A 16,960-nucleotide genomic window follows, 5' to 3' on the forward strand; every position below is an offset into this window, starting at 1 on the left:
CCGGTGACCACCGACCTGCCTTCTACCCACCGTTCCCGGCCGCTGCGGCGGCCCCGAAACCACCCCGGACCCGCGGGGCTCACGGAGATCCACACGATGAAACGGCTTCCGCGCATCGAGCAGTACGGCCTGATCGGCGACATGCAGACCAGCGCCCACGTCTGCGATGACGGTTCGATCGACTGGCTGTGCCTGCCCCGCTTCGACTCGTCGGCCCCGTTCGCGGCCCTGCTCGGTTCGGAGAAGCACGGGGCATGGCGCGTAGCCCCCGCCGCCGCCTGCCAGGAGGGCGCCGCGGTGAGCGCCGAGCGGCGCTATGTCGGCGAGTCCCTCGTGTTGGAGACGGTGTGGACGACCTCCTCCGGCAGCGTGACGGTCACCGACTTCATGCCGCCGCGCAACGGAGCGCCGCAGGTGATCCGGATCGTGGAAGGCACGGCCGGTCAGGTCTCCATGGTGTCCGCGCTGCGCGCCCGCCCGGGGTACGGCCGCATCAGTCCGTGGGTCCATGAGGTGGGCGGACGCATGGTGGCCGAGGGCGGCGAGGACGCGCTGTGGCTGGACACGGCCACCGAGCAGCGGGAGAAGGACGGGGCGATCGTGGGTTCCTTCACGGTCGCCGTCGGCGACAGCGTGGCCTTCGTGCTGAGCTGGAGTCCGTCCCACGGCTGCGCGCCCGAGATCCCTGAGCCCGAGGCGGCGCTGGAGGCGACCCTGGCGTTCTGGGAAGACTGGGCGAGCCAGTGCACCTACACCGGGCCCTACCGCGACGCTGTCCTCCGCTCGCTCATCACCTTGAAGGCGATGACGTACGCGCCCAGCGGGGGCATCGTCGCCGCGCCGACCACGTCGCTGCCCGAGGAACTCGGCGGCGAACGGAACTGGGACTACCGCTACACCTGGCTGCGCGACGCCTCCACCACCCTGGCCGCACTGCTCGGGTCCGGCTTCCGCCAGGAGGCCGACTCCTTCCGCCGGTGGCTCCTGCGGGCGGCGGCCGGCGATCCGGAGAACCTGCAGATCATGTACGGCATCACCGGCCAGCGGGACCTGTCGGAGCGGGAGTTGGGATGGCTGCCCGGATACGAGAACTCGTCACCGGTCCGGATCGGCAACGGCGCGGCCGACCAGGTGCAGCTCGACGTCTACGGCTACGTGATCGAGACCCTCTACCTCGCGCACGCGAGCGGCGTCGCACCGTGCGGGGACACCGCGGTCCTCCACCAGCGGCTCGTTGAACACCTGGCCGAGCGGTGGCAGATGCCCGACGAGGGGATCTGGGAAGTCCGCGGAGAGCGGCGGCACTTCGTCCACTCCAAGATCATGACCTGGGTGGCCGTCGACCGCACCATCCGCCTGGTCGAGGCCGGCGCCATGGAAGCCGACCTGTTCGCGCTGATCGAGCTGCGCGAGGCCATCCACCACGACGTGTGCACGCGCGGCTTCGACGCCGAGCGCAACACCTTCACCCAGTCCTACGGATCGCAGGAGGTTGATGCCGCCCTGCTGCTGATCCCCCGGGTGGGCTTCCTACCGCCGGACGACCCGCGCGTGGTCGGAACGGTGGAAGCGGTGCGCCGGGATCTGTCCACCCCCGAGGGCTTCGTGCACCGGTACCGGACCGCCGGGAAGCGCACCGGGATCGACGGCCTGACCGGTAACGAGGGGACCTTCCTCCTCTGCTCGTTCATGATGGTCGACGCGCTCGCCCTGACCGGCCGCCTGGACGAAGCCCACGCCCTGTTCAGCCGACTGCTGGCCCTGCGCACCGACCTCGGCCTGCTCGCCGAGGAGTACGACCCCACCACCGGGCGGCAGCTGGGCAACTTCCCGCAGGCGTACAGCCACATCGGGGTCATCGGATCCGCGCTCCTGCTGCAGCAGTTCGGCGCGGGTGCGCCTGCGGCGGAGGCGGACGTCCTCGTGGCGGCGAGTGCCTGATGAACACGCTCGCCATCACCACACTCGTCCTGCTCACCCTCGCGGCCGTCGTCGCCGTGGCAGCGGTCTGGGTCACCCGTCGCCGCTGGCTCGCGGCACGGCAGCAGGCACTTCTCCTGGCCCGCGAGCAGCAGGCCACCGAGCAGGCTCTGGACCGGCTGGTCCACGAGGTGCTGCCGCAGATCCACAAGGTCGGCGGCCGGGCTGCTCCGCCTGTTCTGTCGCCGGAGCTGACCGGCACCGCGGTCGGCGAGCGGCTGGAGCTCGCGGTCAAGGCCACCGCCGGCCTCGCCCAGGCCATCGTCCGTGACATCCAGTACGCCGCGCACCAGGAGATCGAACAGGTCAAAACGCGCGGAGCGGAGGAGCTGCGCCGTGCGCACACCGACGCGCAAGCGCAGATCGCCCGCGTGCAGGCGAACGCCGTGCGGTCGACCGAGGCCGCGGTGCGCAGCGTGTCTTCGGCGCTGGTGGGAATGGCCGCCCGGACCAGCCGCAGGGTCAGCGAGGGGGTCCGGGCGCACCAGGACGACGCCGCCTTCGAGACGCTGACCGGGATCGACCGCACCGTCCAGCAGACGCTGCTGGTCGCGCAGGGCTGGACGGTCCTGGCCGGCGGCAAGCTGACCCGGCACTGGACCACCACGACCCTGACCGATGTGGTGCGGGCCGCGATGGGCTACGTCGAGGACTACCAGCGCGTGGCACCGCAGGAGCTGCCCCTCGCGGTGAAGACCCGTGTCGTCGGGCCCGTAGTGCACACCCTCGCCCTCCTGCTGGACAACGCGCTGCGGTTCTCCCCGCCGCAGTCCCGCGTCCACGTCTCCTTCGAGCAGGGCCACCACGGGGTCACCGTCATCGTGGACGACAGCGGCCTGCAGATGACGCCGGAGCAGCTCGACGAGGCACGGGACGTCCTCACCGGCCAGCGCACCGACGACATCACGCAGCTCGGCGCCCTGCCCAAAACCGGTTTCCGGGTCGCCGCCGCTCTCGCTCGCGCCTACGGCTTCCGGGTCGACGTCCAGGCCCCCAACGCGCTGCTGGGCACCCGCGCGCTCCTCACCCTGCCCCAGGACCTCCTCACCACCGTGGCCGAGGCCGCACCCGCACCCGCGCTGTCGGCGGACAGCGTCCCGCAAGGCGCGCTCGCCCCCGTCCCGGAGAGCCGCCTGGCACTGGCCCCGCCCGCGCGAGGACCGCAGCCCGTCGCCGTACCGGCACACCCGCCGGCAGAGGAGCGCCTCGATGCGCCGGCCGCTGCCGGGACGACGGCCAGCGGGCTGACGCGGCGCAACCGGCGCGGCACCCCGGCACCTGCTCCAGCCCGCCGCCCGGCCAATGCGGAGCCGGGACGCGCGAGCGTGATCGCCTCCTGGGCCCGCGGCACCCAGGCGGCACGCGCCGAACTTGACGCCGCCCCCTCCCTGACCCCTGACGAGCAAGGACACGAGGCATGAGCGAGAAGAACATCGGCTGGTTCCTGGAGCGCCTGGAGGAGACCGACGGCGTGGAGTACGCCGTGCTCGTCGCGGCCGACGGCATGAGCCCGGACTACACGCCCCGCCTCCCGCAGGAGCAGGCGGAGAAGATCGCCGCCATCACCTCGACGCTGTGGGCGGCGTCACGGGCCTACGACCACGAGACCGGCGGCGGGGGCGTGCGCCAGTTCGTCATGGAGTCGGTCGACCACATCTCCCTGCTCGTCCCGGCCGGGGAGAACACGATGCTCGCCGTCCGCACCAGCAGCCCCAACGTCGACGTCGGCGTGATCAGCGAGGCCGCCCTGCGGCTGGCGGGAAGCGTCGGCGATCATCTGGGCGTCAAGACCCGGGTGACCAGCGGCGTGGAAGCACCGCCGGCATGAGCAGGCCGCGGCAGGATCCCGACCTGGTCAGGCCCTACGTCCGCACGGGCGGACGTACCCGCCCCAGCACGGACGTGCGTCTGGAGAGCGTGGTCTTCGCCGCGACCGGCACACACCCCGGACTTAATGCCGACGGACGCCGCCTGCTGGCTCTGTTCGCCGGCTCCCGCGGCGGCGGTCTGGCCGTCGCCGAGATCGCCTCCGAACTCGCTCTGCCGCCCTCGACCACCCGCATCCTCGTCGCCGACCTCATCGGACTCGGGCTGATGACCCTCGCCCAGGCCCACGACGCCGAACGCCCTCCCGCCTCACTGATCGAAAGGGTCCTTCATGGCCTCCGCGCTCACGCCTGACCGGTTCGTCGCGCCGACGGTGACGGCGACCGCGAAGATCGTGGTCGCCGGAGCCTTCGGCGTGGGCAAGACCACGTTCGTCGGCAGCGTCTCCGAAGTGCCGCCCGTGCACATGGAAGAGACCATCACCCGGGCCAGCGCTCTGGTCGACGACCTGGCCCGCACGCCGGAGAAGTCCACCACCACCGTCGGCGTCGACTTCGGGCGCAAGCACCTCGGCGACGACCTGGTGCTGTACCTGTTCGGCACCCCGGGCCAGGCCCGGTTCCGGTTCCTGTGGGAGGAGCTGATCGTCGGCGCCCTCGGCGCCCTGGTCCTGGTCGACCCCCGCGACCTCGATGCCTCCCACGAGATCCTCACCCTCCTCGAAGAGGCCGAAGTGGCGTACGCGGTCGCGGTCAACCAGTTCGACGGCGCACCCCTCTACCCGCTCGCCGAGATCCACGAGGCGCTCGTCCTGGAGGGAAACACCCCGCTGAGCGTGTGCGACGCCCGCGAGCGGGCGTCGTGCATGCAGGCCCTGATCCAGCTCACCGAATACCTCGCACGTCTGGAGCCCCGACCGTGAGCACCGCGCCCCTTCGCATCTCCCTGTACGAGCCGGACTTCGCCCAAGACCCGCACGCCTTCTACCGGCGTATGCGCGAGCAGTTCGGTCCCCTGGTCCCGGTGGACCTGGCGCCCGGCGTGCCCGCCACGCTGGTCGTCGGCTATGAGGCGGCCCGCCGTATCCTCGGCGACCCGCAGCGCTTCCCTGCCGACCCGCGCCGGTGGCAGACCACCGTCCCGGACGCCTGCCCCATCCGGCCGATGATGGAGTACCGGCCCAACGCGCTGCGCTCCGCCGGCGCCGAGCACGCCCGCTACCGGGCCGCGAACACCGCCGCGTTGCAGGCCGTCGACCAGCACGCGCTGCGCGATCACGTCGAGGAGGTCGCTGCCCAGACCATCAGCGTCTTCGCTGCCGAGGGGAAGGCCGACCTGCTGGCCCAGTACGCCTGGCCGCTCGCCTTCAACACGCTCAGCCACCTGCTCGGCTGCCCCGACGAGGTCGGGCGACGGATCGCGGACGGCATGTCCAAGATCTTCGACGGGGTCAACGCCTCCATCGGCAACCAGATCCTCGCCCAAGCCGTCACCGACCTCGTCTCCCGGCGCCGGGCGCATCCCGGCGACGACGTGACCAGCAGGCTCCTCGTCCACGTCGCGCGGCTGAACGACATGGAGATGGGCCAGCAGCTCATCACCCTCTACGGCGCGGGCATCGAACCGCTGACCAACCTGATCACCAACACCCTCCTGGAGATGCTCACCAACCCGGATTTCTCCGGGGACCTGCACGCCGGCGACGCCTCCGTCCGCGAAGCCCTGGACACGGTGCTGTACCGCGACCCCCCGCTCGCGAACTTCTCCATGAGCTACCCGCCCCGGCCTGCCGACGTCGGCGGCTACCTGCTCCCGGCCGACGAGCCGGTGGTCATCAGCTACGCCGCCTGCAACAACGACCCCGATCTCGGCGGGCGCACGCCGCTGGGCAACCGCGCCCACCTCGCCTGGGGCGCTGGCCCGCACAGCTGCCCGGCCAGCTCTCACGCCTACCTCATCGCCGAGGCCGCCATCCTCCACATCCTCGACGCCCTGCCCGAAATGGACCTCGCCACCCGCCGCGAGGACCTCACCTGGCGCCCCGGCCCCTTCCACCGGTCCCTGGTGACCCTCCCGGTCACCTTCCCCACCAGCTGAAAGAGACCCCGACGTGCCCGAACAGCAGATACTCGTCCTCGACCCCACCGGCAGCGACCCGGACGCCGAACACCAGGCCCTGCGCGAGCGCGGCCCCGCCACCCTCGTGGACATCCTCGGCGTGCGCGCCTGGTCCGTCTCCGACCCGGCTCTCCTGAAGGAACTGCTCACCAGTAAGGACGTCTCCAAGGACGGCCGCGCCCACTGGCCGGCCTTCGCCGAGACCGTCCCCACCTGGCCGCTGGCCCTGTGGGTCGCGGTGGAGAACATGTTCACCGCCTACGGCGCCAACCACAGCCGCCTGCGCCGCATGGTCGCCCCCGCCCTCTCCGCCCGCCGCACCGCCGCCCTCCAGACGGGCATCGAGACCCTGGTCACCGGGCTGCTCGACGACCTCGACGCCCTCCCGGCCGGGGAAAGTTCCGACCTGCGCGAGCACCTCGCCTACCCGCTGCCGATCGCCGTCATCGGACAGCTCATGGGCGTCCCCGCCGACCAGCGCGCCGAGTTCCGCACCGTGGTCGACAACGTCTTCGCCACCCACCTCACCGCCGAGGAACAGGCGGCCAACACCGCCGCCCTCTACGGCCTGCTGGACGCCCTCATCGCCACCAAGCGGACCAGGCCCGACGAGGACACGACCTCGCTGCTGATCGCCACCCGCGACGAGGAAGGCGACGGTTCCGCCCTCAGCGACGCCGAACTGCGCGACACGCTCCTGCTGATGATCAGCGCCGGGTACGAGACCACTGTCAACGTCATCGACCAGGCCCTCACCACCCTGCTGTCCGACCCGGAGCAGCTCGCCCACGTCCGGGACGGACGGTGCACCTGGCAGGACATCGTCGAGGAGACCCTGCGGCACGAGCCCGCGGTCAAGCACCTGCCCCTGCGCTACGCCCTCACCGACATCCCGCTCCCCGACGGGCAGACCATCCGGTCCGGCGACGCCGTCCTCGCCTCCTACGCCGCCGCCAACCGACACCCCGGCCTGCACCAGGACGCCGACCAGTTCGACGCCACCCGGATCAGCAAGGAGCACCTCGCCTTCGGGCACGGCGTCCACTTCTGCCTCGGTGCCCCGCTGGCCCGCCTCGAAGTCGCCACGGCACTGCGCCTGTTCTTCGAGCGCTTCCCCGACGCCCAGCTCGCCACCAAGCGCGAAGACCTGCAGCGCCTACCGAGCCTCATCAGCAACGGACACACCAGCGTCCCCGTCCTGCTGCGCCCCACGACGACCGACTGACCGGCCCTCAACGAGGAATCCTTGCCATGACCGCCCTCGCCCCAACACAGCCCCTCACCCCGTCCGAACAGCGCATCGCCCAGCACGTGATCAAGGGCCTGGACGCTCGCGAGATCGCAGCCGCCACCCAGCTCAAGCCGAACACCGTGCACTCCACGCTGCGCACCGTGCGATGGAAGCTGGCCTGTCCCGAACGCTGCTCCCTCGCCGTCGTCGCCCACCGTCTTCTCGACTCCGGCCAGGTCACCGCCCCGACACCGCCACGCCCCGCTCCGGATCTCAGCCCCGAGCAGATCAGCCTGCTCAAGGCCGCCGCCGAACACACCCTGCCCCGCGACATCGCCCTCGCCGCCGGCCTCGCCCCGGCCGACCTACGCGACGCACTCGACCAACTCCACGCCGCCACAGGAGCACAGGACACCACCGAACTGGTGGTCCTGGCGCACAGCTGGCAGCTGCTACCGGCCGAGCAAGCCGCCCACGCGACGCGAAGCGGGGCAACCCAGTGACCCGCCCCACGACCCCCACGGCCAGCGAGGACCGGTCCGTCCCCGTCTCGTTCACGCAGACGCCGCCGGCCGCCATCTACGAGATGCGCATGCTGAGCACCGCGGCCGAGCGCGAGGAAGCCGCCGCCCTCGTCCAGGACCGCCAGCGCTGGCTCACCCTGCACAGCCTGCCCGTACCCGCCCGGGCCGACATCCCCGCGCAGTTCCGCGAGGCGCAGACCATGCCCGCCGGACTGTTCGAGGACGGGAGGCTGCTGGCCTGCATGATCCCCGAGCACGACCCCGACCTCGGATGGGCTCAGGGGCCGTGCCTCTTCCTCCACAGCGTCCACACCCTGCCCGGCCAGTCCGACGACATCACCCGCCTGATCACCCTGTGGGCGTCCGACTTCGCCGCCCGACTCGACCTCCCTGTCGTACGGGCCGAGACCCTGGCCCGCCACGCCCTCGAAGCCGAACCCCTCGCTGCCCTCCTGCGTCGGCTCACCGACACCGGCTGGGACGTGTGCGGATCCGGCTCCGGACGCGACGGTGATCGAGTTGCCCGCCTCGAACTCCCCGCCGAGCCCCGTCCCGGGCTCAGCGCGCTGATCAGCTGCCAGGTCCACGCGCCTCAGCAGGCCCCGGATGCTCGGAGCAACGCGTGACAACCGACGAACCGCAGCGGCCCGACCTCGCCCGCGAGCTGATCGCCCGCGCCACGGAATCGGCCGCACACCGGGCCAAGCGCGTGCGCGACCAGCTCGACGCCGTCCAACTCGGACAAGGCCGGCACACCGACCACGCCAACACCAAGGTGCTGCGCCGCATCCTGGCCGACCACGACTGGCCCGGCCACCGCCTCGTCGGCCCCGACGCGGCCCGCGCCGCCTGGAGTATCGCCCTGCACAGCGACGACGAACCCGACTTCCAGCGCGCCGCCGCCACCCTGCTGGGACGTGCGGTCCAGGCCGGCGACGCACTGGTCCAACACTGGGCGCACCTGCACGACCGCACCCTCATCACCAGCGGGCGAGACCAGGAGTACGGCACCCAGCTCCTGCTGCGCGCCGACGGCATCGAACTGTGCCCGCTGCGCGCGCCGGAGTCAGTCGACGCACGCAGGGCCACCGTCGGTCTGCCGCCGATCGCCGTCGCGCTGAAGACAGTGCGCCGCCGGTACACCCCCTACGGCTCTGCCGATGAGGCCCCGACCGTCGTCCTCGCGGGGGCCGCGTGAAGAAGCGGAACCCCAAGTTCTCGACCAGTCGGTCTCACGGCCGCAACTCCGCTCTTCGAAAGGATCGTTGACGCATGAAGCTCACCACCGCCGTTCTCGCTGCCGGTGTTGCAGTCTCCCTCACCACCGCCATGGTCGGAGCGGCCCGGCTCCGGCAGGACGCACGACACCAGGCCGAGCGAAACGAGGCGCTGCTCGCGGGCAACCAGATCGACTGGCTGGCGCAGATGTCCACCAATCCCGATCTCGCCAAGCTCTGGAAGCCGGAGGACATGGAGGCCGAGGAGTACATGCAGCTCATGTCGGCCAACCGGCTCATCTGCGCGCTCAGTCTGCGCGACCGCCTCGGCTTCGTCCCGAAGGGGCACCTGCCCTTCTTCGCGGCCTGGATCATGAAGAGCGACGTCAGCCGACGGTACTGGAAGCGGTTCGGTGACCTCCGCGCCCAGGAGGCCGAGGGAGACGAGCGCGCCGAGCGGTTCACGAACGCTCTGGACCGGGCCGCTCAAGCCCGTTCGCACGAACACACCGCAGCCGCCTGAAGAAGAGGCTGCCTCGCCCTCAACTCGTGAAGGAACTCCGTGGACTTCAGTGCTGTTCCACTACCGCCCGGCGACTTCACCATCGGGAAGACGTTCAACTTCGAGGCTGGCCACCGGCTTCCCGGGCTGCCGGACGAGCACAAGTGCTCGCGCCAGCACGGGCACAGCTACGAGGTCGAGGTCATCCTCACCGCACCCTCGCTGGAGGAGCCCGGCTTCGTCGCCGACTTCGGGGCGCTCGCTCCGTTCAAAGAGTTCCTGAACACCGAACTCGACCATTACAACCTGCACGAGATTCTTCCCTTCGAGCCGACCTCGGAGCGCCTGGCCCAGTTCCTGGCCGGGTGGTTCCTCCAGAACCTTCAGCCCGCCATCCCCGGCCGCCTGGTCGCCGTCCTGGTCCGCGAGACCCAGAGCAGCTGGGCCCGCTTCGATGTGGAGGGACGGTGACCGCATTCGAGCCGATCACCGACGAACCGACGGCTGACGAAGGCGAATCCCGCCTGATCGTCGCGGAGTGCTTCGGCGTCGAGGTACCGACCTTCCAGGGCGAGGGACCGAGCTGCGGACACCCGGCGCTGTTCATCCGCCTGTCCCGGTGCAACCTCACCTGCGCGAAATGCGACACGAAGTACACCTGGGACTGGTCCCAGTTCGATCCGCGCAAGGAGTCGGCGAAGCAGTCGGTGGCGGACCTGGTGGCCTGGGCCGCGTCCTCGCCGGTCGAGCTCGTCGTGATCACCGGCGGCGAGCCGTTGATCCAGCAGGCGCGACTGGTGCCTCTCGTCCGGGGACTGACAGCAGCCGACAAGCGGATCGAGTTCGAGACGAACGGCACCATCGCGCCCGCTCCCGAGCTGGTGGCCGACGGGGTCCGGTTCAACGTCTCGCCCAAGCTCGCCAGCTTCGGCGTGAAGGAGACCAAGAGCATCGTGCCCGCCGCGCTGGAGTCGTTCGTGTCGTCCGGGCGGGCGGCGTTCAAGTTCGTCGCTTCCACGGTGGCCGACCTCGACCGGATCGCCGAGCTGACCGACACCTACCGGCTCGCGCCGGTGTGGGTGATGCCGGAGGGCACCATCCCCGAGGTGATCACCGCGACCACCCGGGTCCTCGCGGACGCGGTCGCGGCCCGGCACTGGCACTTCACCACCCGCCTTCACGTGTTGGCCTTCGCGGACGCCCGAGGCCGCTGACCGCAGGGGCCACCACGCCCCATCCGTTCCCCCAGTCCCCGGAAACGAGAGACGCCCATGACGACCTCTATCGCCAGCCCTGCGGCGGCGCCGACCGCCGCCGTCCCCGGGCCCGCTGCGGTCATCGACACCGGCCGGGTCGCCGGCCTGATCCACCAACTCTTGGCCGAGCTGGGCGAGGACCCCGCCCGCGAGGGGCTGACCGGCACCCCGGACCGCGTCGCGGCCTGGTGGAAAGCCTTCCTGTCCCCGGACGGCGCCGCAACGGCCACCTGCTTCACCGAGTCCCAGCTGGGTGGTCAGCTGGTCATCGTGGGCGGCATGAGCGTGTGGTCGCTCTGCGAGCACCACATGCTGCCCATGAACTTGCAGGTCACGGCCGGATACGTGCCGGATGGCGAGGTGGTGGGCCTGTCGAAGTTCGGGCGGATCGCCCAGCACTTTGCCGGCCGACTGCAGGTCCAGGAACGCTTCACCCGCCAGGTCGCCGAATACCTCAACGGCGTGATCGGACACGAGGACGTCGCCGTCGCCGTGCGCGGCGTGCACCTGTGCATGAGCATGCGGGGCGTACGGATGGAGGAGGCCCGCACCACCACAGTGCACTCGGGCGGGCGCTTCGGCACCGACCCCGTCCTTTCCCAGCAGTTCCTCACCCTCACCACCGGCCTGTGGGGGGCGCCGTGATCACCACTGCGGGAATCGACTTCTCCGTCATCGCTCCGCCTGCCTACCTGGAGCACTTCGTCGCCCAGGAGCCGGCCCGCGTCCACCACGTGGCCGCCCAGCACGTGCTGTCCGACGAGATCTACCGGGCCTTCTTCGCTCGCGAGGCCGAGCGAGGCGCCGAGATCATCGTCGACAACGGGCTCTTCGACCTCGGCTACGCCCTGCCGGCGGAGCGCCTCGTCGAAGCCGCGCTGGCGGTGTCCGCGAGGGAGATCATCCTGCCGGACGTCATGCGGGACGGGGCCGCGACCTTGAAGGCTAGCGAGAAGGCCGCGCGCGAGATCCGGGAGCTGTCCGGCGATGCATTCCGGCTGTGCGCGGTGCTGCACGCCGCGGACGATGACGAGTGGCTGCGCACCTACGACGCCTTCGTGACCAGCGACTGGGCCGGGGCCATCGCTCTGCCGGCCTCGCGTCGACCGGATCCCGACGAGCAGCTGTGCCGGACCCGCTGGGTGGCGACGGCCTACCTGCAGGACCACGGCCTGCTCGACGATCTGCTCGTCTACCGGCTGCTCGGTCTGGGCCGGACCGGGCACCTGGAGCTGATCGAGCAGCGCGAGCACGAGTGGATCTCCTCCGTGGACAGCGCGGCCCCGGTCATCCTCGGCGCGATGGGCGTCGCCCTGCTGCCCGAAGGGCCCTACGAGAAGCCCTCCACGCCCCGCATCGAGAAGCTCGGCCCGATCCCCGAAGACCGGTTCGACCTCATCCGGGAGAACATCTGCGTCGTCCGCGCGGCGGCCGGCAGCACCGTGACGATCGCCGAGGAGCACCGATGACCCCCTTACTGGCCGACCCCGCCCCCGGACTCCTGCGCGCCGCCCCGATCGAACCAGCCGGGCACACCATGACCCACGCGAGGCTGCTGCGCTACCTGGAGATCAAGGTTCACCACCTCATCCAGGACCATGACTGGGACAGCATCCGCGTCATCGGCGGCTACGACCGCACGGCGGTGGTCTCCCGGTACGAGAAGACCGGGAAGCTGTTCAACATCGAACGGCCCACCGCAGAGGTCCACGGCCGTGACCTCGTCGTCAAGGCGTTCCCCGGAGCCGACTACGTCCAGCACTACGCCCTGATCATCGCCACGTACCTGGCCATGACCGGCCGCCCCGTCGGCACCGTCACCTATCAGCCGCCCGAGCAGGAGGAGTGCCGAACGGCGCTCGACGCGCTTGGCCTGGAACTGGACGGCGACCTGGTGATCGTCGGCTGGGGCCTTCAGTACCTCGCTCCCGAGAACGGAGTGTGGACCCGCGGGCCCGGCTACGCGTGGCAGCGCACCGAGGTCGCCGGCCGTCGCGTGGTCTACCTCGGGTTCCTCCACAGCATCTGGGGAGACGTGGCCGGACGGGTCGTCGCGCGCCTTGCCGAACTCGGCGCAGGCGATGTCGTCTACGTCGGCAAGGTCGGCTCGCTGACCCCTGGTGTCGAACCGAACGCCTGGCTGGCGACCGGCAACACCAGCCTGATACGCGGGGCGATGGTGAGCTGGGACGACTTCTTCGGCGACTACGCCGCCGCCCACGAAGGGGTGCGCAGCGGCCTGCACGTCTCCTCCCCGTCGATCCTGCTGGAGAACCGCGACTGGCTTCTCCAGCACACCGCCTCGTACGCCTTCGTCGACCCGGAGATCGGCCCCATGGGGGCGGCGGCGCGCCAGGCGGGGATCAGATTCGGTTACCTCCACGTCATTTCCAACAACCTCGCCACCCACTATCCCGCCGACCTGTCCAATGAGCGGCACGGCGACGTCCTGCGCCAGCGGGCCGTCCTGGTGGACCGCATCCGCACCATCATCACCGGCCGCCTGACCTCCAGCCCGACCCACACCCTGGGAGAGTCCCGATGACGGCGAACGCGCCGACCACCCCCGCAGCCGGGAAGCTGATCACCTTCGTCGGCGGTGACGGGGCCGGCAAGTCGACCCTCGCCGCCCGCCTCTACCAGGCCCTGAACGACGCCGGCCACACGGCAGTCCTCATCGGCAAGCACAGCAGCGACGTCCCCCAGGACCCGGAGCTGTCCGCCTACCTCGACCGCCTCAACGAGCTGGTCTACCGGCGCGACGCCCGCGTCGCTCAGGCATGCGGCGACCACTACTGGCTGCTGGCCCTGGCCTCCTGGTACACCCTGCAGGACCGGCTCGTCATCCAGCTGGCCCTCGCCGCGGGCACCCACGTGATCCTCGACAACGCGCACCACAAGATTCTCGCCCGGTACGCGGTCAACCCTGAAATCTCCTCCCGCCTGTGCGAGCAGGTCTTCGCGCATCTGACGAAGCCGGACCTGGTGTTCCTCCTGAACATCGGTGCCCGCGAGGCTCTCGTCCGCAAGGGCTCGTTCACTTCCCTGGAGGCCGGCCACGCCGGCGGCGGTGACGAGGACTTCATCCGCTACCAGGACACCGTGCTGGACCAGATGCGCGAACAGGCGCAGCGCGGCGCCTGGCTGACGCTGGACGTCGCCCAGTTGGACCGCGACCAGGTCTTCAAGGCCGCCGCCGCCGCTCTGGCCGACCGTCTGCACCTGACCGTCTGACCCAGCCCTCTCTCCCCGATCGACAAGGAACGCACCATGGACCAGGACCTGCCCGCCAGTGGGACATACGTCTGCCACGGCATCACCTGGGCAAGCGGAGACCCCCGTCTTCTACTCGCCCCCGTGCCCGGCGGACCGCTTGTCTACGCCCCGGTCACGGGCAGGCGCCTGGGTTACCAGGTGAGCGGTACCGGCCGGTGGTGCACCGGCCGGTACCGGTTCGCCGACCGCGTCCGCGTCGAGGCGGTCGCCTGCCCTGACCGGGCCCCGGCCGAGGCCGGCGGCCAGTGCGCGGCCTGCGCCGGGCGGGACGACTTCCGCTTCGCCCACCGGTTCCACTCCGGCGGGCACGTTCCCGACGCCCTGGCGGCGTACATGGCCCAGCCGCACTGGCTGTACCTGGCGACGTTCGCCGACGGCACCACCAAGATCGGCACCGCGGCCGATCCCCGTAAGCGCTCCCGCCTCGACGAGCAGGGCGCGCTGATCGCCACCTACCTCGCCCAGAGTGCTGACGGCCGCGCCGTGCGGTTCCTGGAGGATGCCCTCACCCGCCGCCTCGGCCTGACGCAGACCGTGCGAGCCGCGGCCAAGCTGACGGCCCTGGCCGAGCTGCGCGACCTCGCCCCGGCCGGCGCCGCCCACCAGCAGCACCTCGACCGCGCCACCGAGGCCCTGAGCGGCCTGAACGTCCCGGCCACGCCGGAGCCGTGGACGCCACCCGGCGAGGGCGACCTACTACGGACGCCGGAGGCCAGGTGCGCCTTGTACCCGCACGATCCACGGGCGGGTGAGCACGGGCTGACGGTGCTCTCCTGCCTCGGCTCCCAGGTCCTCGCCACCCTCGACGGCGACGGTGAACAACTGCCCTACCTACTCGACCTCGGCGCCCTCAAGGGCCGCCGCATCGTCCTCGGCGCCCAGTTCTCCTCACCGCCCGCCGTCGTACAGTCCGTGCTCTTTTGACCTGTCCGAACGCCCGGCCTGCACTGCCGGGCCGCCCTGAGAAGCGAGGCCACAGCAACATGGCACCCCAGGACGCCATCCTCGGCTGGGACGAGGACACCAACGCCGAGGCGTACAACACCTTCACCCGCGACCACCCCATGTACGACGCGACCAGCCGCGACCTCGCCCGCCGAGGCCATCTGGCCGACGCCAGCCTGGTGGTCGACCTGTGCGGCGGCGCCGGCGCGACCGCCCGCGCGATCCTCGACCTGATCCCGGACCACGCCAGGGTCGTCTCCATCGACAACGCCGCCGCGATGCAGCGTGTCGGCCGCCGCACCCTGACCGACGCCCGCCTGACCTGGATCACCGCCCCGGCCGAACGGCTCGCCGACCACCTCCACGCCAGCAGCGCCGATGCCGTGGTGTGCAACTCCGCGATCTGGAAGACCGATACCGCCGCGGTGTTCGCGGCCGTCGCCCACCTCCTGCGCCCAGGCGGACACTTCGTCTTCAACATCGGTGGCGGCTTCGCCGGCGTCCGGCACCCCGATGAACTGTCCGCCCGCACCGGGCCTTCCCTGAACGCCCTCATCCGTCAAGTCGCCGCTGAGTGCCACGGATACACCCCGCCGCCGAAGGACGCGGACGGGCCGCCGAAGCTGCCGCTGGAGACGGTTACCGAGCAGCTGTCAGCAGCCGGACTGACGGTCGTCGGCACCGAGGTCACCGCCCAGCACAGCACCATGGCCGAGAAGAAGGCGTGGCTGTCCATCCCCGTCTTCGCGATGCCCGAGGGCGACTTCACCCACGCCCAGCGGATGCAGATCCTCGACACCGCCTACGCCATGACCACCCCCGATGCCCCGGCCGTGACGAGCTGGCTCGTCGTCGTCGCCCAACGGCCACAGGCCGCCGCATGACTCCGTCCGCCCCGGCTCCCGGCGGCGGGGCCCGCCTCTGTGACCACGCAAGCGTCGGGGTACTGATCTCCTCCCCGAGCGGCCTGCTGGTGTTCGAGCGGGCGACCCCTCCAGCCGGAATCGCCCCGGTCGCCGGTCACGTCGACGAGCACGGCGGCCCCGAGCAGGCCGCCCGCGACGAAGTCACCGAAGAGGTCGGCCTCAACGTCACCCACCTGCACCTGCTGCTGGACCAGTGGCGGCCCAACCACTGCCACCGCACGCCCAGCGGTCCGGTCGGCCACCACTGGTGGATCTTCCAGGCCGAGGTCTCCGGGGCGCTGTGCCCCTCGCCCCGGGAGATCCGCGCCCCTCGGTGGATCCACCCCGACCAGCTGCAGCAGCACGCGCTGCGCACCGCCGCGTACGCCAACGGATACCTGGACCGTGAGGAGTTCAAGCGCGAACCCGGCCTGGAGCCGGTGTGGTGCCGCTTCCTGCACGACCTTGAGCTCGTCACCCTGCCCTCGGCCGACCTCGACCGGATCGAGGCCGTCCTGTGAACGGCGGCCAGGGGCCTACCTCAGCGGGAGCCGACCGCCCGGCCGGCTGCCAGACGGCGAGCGTGCGCACGGATCCGCTCGCGGTCCTCGGGGAAGACGCTGTCCCAGCTCGTGTCCAGACGGAACCATGCCGCCGGCTGGTTCTCCTCCCCGGCGAGCGGTACGTCGCGTCCGACGACCGCGGCGTAGGACAGGCCCAGCGTCGGAGACCAGTCGGCCCGGTAGGAACGCACCGCCACGGCTGCGGGCTCGGGCAGCAGCACGCTGCGCAGGCCGGTCTCCTCCAGCAGCTCTCGTGCCGCCGCCGCACGCGGTGCCTCGCCCGGCTCCACCTTGCCACCGGGCGGCACCCATCCGCGCACGCGGTGCTTGACCAGCAGGACGTGCTCGAAAGCAGGGTCGGTGACCCACACCTCGGCCGCCAACGGCTCCATCAGATGCCGACGGGCTTCCTCCAGCCAGGCCCGTGCACCGTCGAACTCCCATGCGGCGAGGCGGGCATCCGCAACAGCCTCGTCCAAGATCACCTGACCGACTTCACCATGATTCACCCGTCCCACCCTAGGCCGACGAACTGGCCGGACGTCGCAGCGACGAGCAGGCAGCCATCCGGGGGTGTGCGGCCGACCCGGTGGCCCCTTCGGGCTGCAGGGCGATC

General features: G+C 71.1%; 21 protein-coding genes. 20 read left to right on the top strand and 1 reads right to left on the bottom strand.

Annotated features, from left to right (window positions below; all coding sequences use genetic code 11):
• Positions 1 to 96 precede the first annotated feature (96 nt).
• The 20 genes from OG802_RS03610 (at position 97) to OG802_RS03705 (ending at position 16,302) form a co-directional block, all read left to right on the top strand.
• Positions 97 to 1,941: a glycoside hydrolase family 15 protein gene (locus OG802_RS03610; RefSeq protein ID WP_329407159.1), complete on the top strand. Its 1,845-nt coding sequence runs from the start codon at positions 97 to 99 to the stop codon at positions 1,939 to 1,941.
• A complete protein-coding gene (locus tag OG802_RS03615) occupies positions 1,941 to 3,401 on the top strand; it encodes a sensor histidine kinase (RefSeq protein ID WP_329407161.1) in 1,461 nt (486 codons plus the stop codon). Before OG802_RS03610 ends, OG802_RS03615 begins: the two co-directional genes overlap by 1 nt.
• A complete protein-coding gene (locus tag OG802_RS03620; RefSeq protein WP_319648311.1) occupies positions 3,398 to 3,808 on the top strand; it encodes a roadblock/LC7 domain-containing protein in 411 nt (136 codons plus the stop codon). Before OG802_RS03615 ends, OG802_RS03620 begins: the two co-directional genes overlap by 4 nt.
• Positions 3,805 to 4,161 (top strand): DUF742 domain-containing protein, encoded by a 357-nt coding sequence (locus OG802_RS03625; protein ID WP_329407165.1) that lies wholly within the window; start codon positions 3,805 to 3,807, stop codon positions 4,159 to 4,161. Before OG802_RS03620 ends, OG802_RS03625 begins: the two co-directional genes overlap by 4 nt.
• Positions 4,139 to 4,729, top strand: a complete 591-nt coding sequence (locus OG802_RS03630) for a GTP-binding protein (protein ID WP_329407167.1) — start codon at positions 4,139 to 4,141, stop codon at positions 4,727 to 4,729. Before OG802_RS03625 ends, OG802_RS03630 begins: the two co-directional genes overlap by 23 nt.
• Complete coding sequence (locus OG802_RS03635; RefSeq protein ID WP_329407169.1) at positions 4,726 to 5,904, top strand: cytochrome P450; 1,179 nt, start codon at positions 4,726 to 4,728, stop codon at positions 5,902 to 5,904. Before OG802_RS03630 ends, OG802_RS03635 begins: the two co-directional genes overlap by 4 nt.
• Before the next feature lie 13 nt (positions 5,905 to 5,917).
• Complete coding sequence (locus tag OG802_RS03640; RefSeq protein ID WP_329407171.1) at positions 5,918 to 7,150, top strand: cytochrome P450 family protein; 1,233 nt, start codon at positions 5,918 to 5,920, stop codon at positions 7,148 to 7,150.
• Positions 7,151 to 7,176: 26 nt separating this feature from the next.
• On the top strand, positions 7,177 to 7,659 hold the full coding sequence (locus OG802_RS03645) for a LuxR C-terminal-related transcriptional regulator (RefSeq protein ID WP_329407173.1): 483 nt from the start codon (positions 7,177 to 7,179) through the stop codon (positions 7,657 to 7,659).
• 74 nt (positions 7,660 to 7,733) lie between these two features.
• Positions 7,734 to 8,306: a hypothetical protein gene (locus OG802_RS03650; protein WP_443042260.1), complete on the top strand. Its 573-nt coding sequence runs from the start codon at positions 7,734 to 7,736 to the stop codon at positions 8,304 to 8,306.
• Positions 8,303 to 8,878: a DUF6624 domain-containing protein gene (locus OG802_RS03655; RefSeq protein ID WP_329407175.1), complete on the top strand. Its 576-nt coding sequence runs from the start codon at positions 8,303 to 8,305 to the stop codon at positions 8,876 to 8,878. Before OG802_RS03650 ends, OG802_RS03655 begins: the two co-directional genes overlap by 4 nt.
• 74 nt (positions 8,879 to 8,952) lie before the next feature.
• Positions 8,953 to 9,420, top strand: a complete 468-nt coding sequence (locus OG802_RS03660; RefSeq protein ID WP_329407176.1) for a DUF6082 family protein — start codon at positions 8,953 to 8,955, stop codon at positions 9,418 to 9,420.
• A gap of 39 nt (positions 9,421 to 9,459) precedes the next feature.
• Complete coding sequence (locus tag OG802_RS03665) at positions 9,460 to 9,870, top strand: 6-pyruvoyl trahydropterin synthase family protein (protein ID WP_329407178.1); 411 nt, start codon at positions 9,460 to 9,462, stop codon at positions 9,868 to 9,870.
• Positions 9,867 to 10,613 carry a 7-carboxy-7-deazaguanine synthase QueE gene (locus tag OG802_RS03670; RefSeq protein WP_329407180.1) on the top strand — a complete coding sequence of 249 codons (747 nt, stop codon included), beginning with the start codon at positions 9,867 to 9,869 and terminating at the stop codon, positions 10,611 to 10,613. The genes OG802_RS03665 and OG802_RS03670 overlap by 4 nt, the downstream gene beginning before the upstream one ends.
• A 57-nt stretch (positions 10,614 to 10,670) precedes the next feature.
• Entirely contained in the window at positions 10,671 to 11,300 is a 630-nt protein-coding gene (folE, locus tag OG802_RS03675; protein WP_329407182.1) for a GTP cyclohydrolase I, read from the top strand.
• Positions 11,297 to 12,124 carry a hypothetical protein gene (locus OG802_RS03680; protein ID WP_329407184.1) on the top strand — a complete coding sequence of 276 codons (828 nt, stop codon included), beginning with the start codon at positions 11,297 to 11,299 and terminating at the stop codon, positions 12,122 to 12,124. Before folE ends, OG802_RS03680 begins: the two co-directional genes overlap by 4 nt.
• Entirely contained in the window at positions 12,121 to 13,200 is a 1,080-nt protein-coding gene (locus tag OG802_RS03685; protein ID WP_329407186.1) for a hypothetical protein, read from the top strand. The genes OG802_RS03680 and OG802_RS03685 overlap by 4 nt, the downstream gene beginning before the upstream one ends.
• Positions 13,197 to 13,889, top strand: coding sequence for a dTMP kinase (locus tag OG802_RS03690; protein WP_329407188.1), 693 nt, complete (start codon positions 13,197 to 13,199; stop codon positions 13,887 to 13,889). Before OG802_RS03685 ends, OG802_RS03690 begins: the two co-directional genes overlap by 4 nt.
• A 36-nt stretch (positions 13,890 to 13,925) precedes the next feature.
• On the top strand, positions 13,926 to 14,855 hold the full coding sequence (locus OG802_RS03695; protein ID WP_329407190.1) for a DUF2797 domain-containing protein: 930 nt from the start codon (positions 13,926 to 13,928) through the stop codon (positions 14,853 to 14,855).
• 59 nt (positions 14,856 to 14,914) lie between these two features.
• On the top strand, positions 14,915 to 15,760 hold the full coding sequence (locus OG802_RS03700) for a class I SAM-dependent methyltransferase (RefSeq protein ID WP_329407191.1): 846 nt from the start codon (positions 14,915 to 14,917) through the stop codon (positions 15,758 to 15,760).
• Positions 15,757 to 16,302, top strand: a complete 546-nt coding sequence (locus OG802_RS03705; protein ID WP_319648328.1) for an NUDIX hydrolase — start codon at positions 15,757 to 15,759, stop codon at positions 16,300 to 16,302. The genes OG802_RS03700 and OG802_RS03705 overlap by 4 nt, the downstream gene beginning before the upstream one ends.
• Before the next feature lie 20 nt (positions 16,303 to 16,322).
• Here OG802_RS03705 and OG802_RS03710 read toward each other — a convergent pair whose 3' ends face one another.
• A complete protein-coding gene (locus OG802_RS03710; RefSeq protein WP_329407193.1) occupies positions 16,323 to 16,853 on the bottom strand; it encodes an NUDIX domain-containing protein in 531 nt (176 codons plus the stop codon).
• Positions 16,854 to 16,960: the final 107 nt, after the last annotated feature.

The organism is Streptomyces sp. NBC_00704 (genome assembly GCF_036226605.1).
Classification (GTDB): Bacteria; Actinomycetota; Actinomycetes; order Streptomycetales; family Streptomycetaceae; genus Streptomyces.

Excerpts from the sequence above, each read along its gene's own strand:
- OG802_RS03705 (WP_319648328.1), top strand. The coding sequence starts at position 15,757 with ATGACTCCGTCCGCCCCGGCTCCCGGCGGCGGGGCCCGCCTCTGTGAC.
- OG802_RS03685 (WP_329407186.1), top strand. The coding sequence starts at position 12,121 with ATGACCCCCTTACTGGCCGACCCCGCCCCCGGACTCCTGCGCGCCGCC.
- OG802_RS03630 (WP_329407167.1), top strand. The coding sequence starts at position 4,139 with ATGGCCTCCGCGCTCACGCCTGACCGGTTCGTCGCGCCGACGGTGACG.
- OG802_RS03645 (WP_329407173.1), top strand. The coding sequence starts at position 7,177 with ATGACCGCCCTCGCCCCAACACAGCCCCTCACCCCGTCCGAACAGCGC.
- OG802_RS03615 (WP_329407161.1), top strand. The coding sequence starts at position 1,941 with ATGAACACGCTCGCCATCACCACACTCGTCCTGCTCACCCTCGCGGCC.
- OG802_RS03610 (WP_329407159.1), top strand. The coding sequence starts at position 97 with ATGAAACGGCTTCCGCGCATCGAGCAGTACGGCCTGATCGGCGACATG.
- OG802_RS03660 (WP_329407176.1), top strand. The coding sequence starts at position 8,953 with ATGAAGCTCACCACCGCCGTTCTCGCTGCCGGTGTTGCAGTCTCCCTC.
- OG802_RS03690 (WP_329407188.1), top strand. The coding sequence starts at position 13,197 with ATGACGGCGAACGCGCCGACCACCCCCGCAGCCGGGAAGCTGATCACC.
- OG802_RS03695 (WP_329407190.1), top strand. The coding sequence starts at position 13,926 with ATGGACCAGGACCTGCCCGCCAGTGGGACATACGTCTGCCACGGCATC.
- OG802_RS03625 (WP_329407165.1), top strand. The coding sequence starts at position 3,805 with ATGAGCAGGCCGCGGCAGGATCCCGACCTGGTCAGGCCCTACGTCCGC.
- folE (WP_329407182.1), top strand. The coding sequence starts at position 10,671 with ATGACGACCTCTATCGCCAGCCCTGCGGCGGCGCCGACCGCCGCCGTC.
- OG802_RS03620 (WP_319648311.1), top strand. The coding sequence starts at position 3,398 with ATGAGCGAGAAGAACATCGGCTGGTTCCTGGAGCGCCTGGAGGAGACC.
- OG802_RS03700 (WP_329407191.1), top strand. The coding sequence starts at position 14,915 with ATGGCACCCCAGGACGCCATCCTCGGCTGGGACGAGGACACCAACGCC.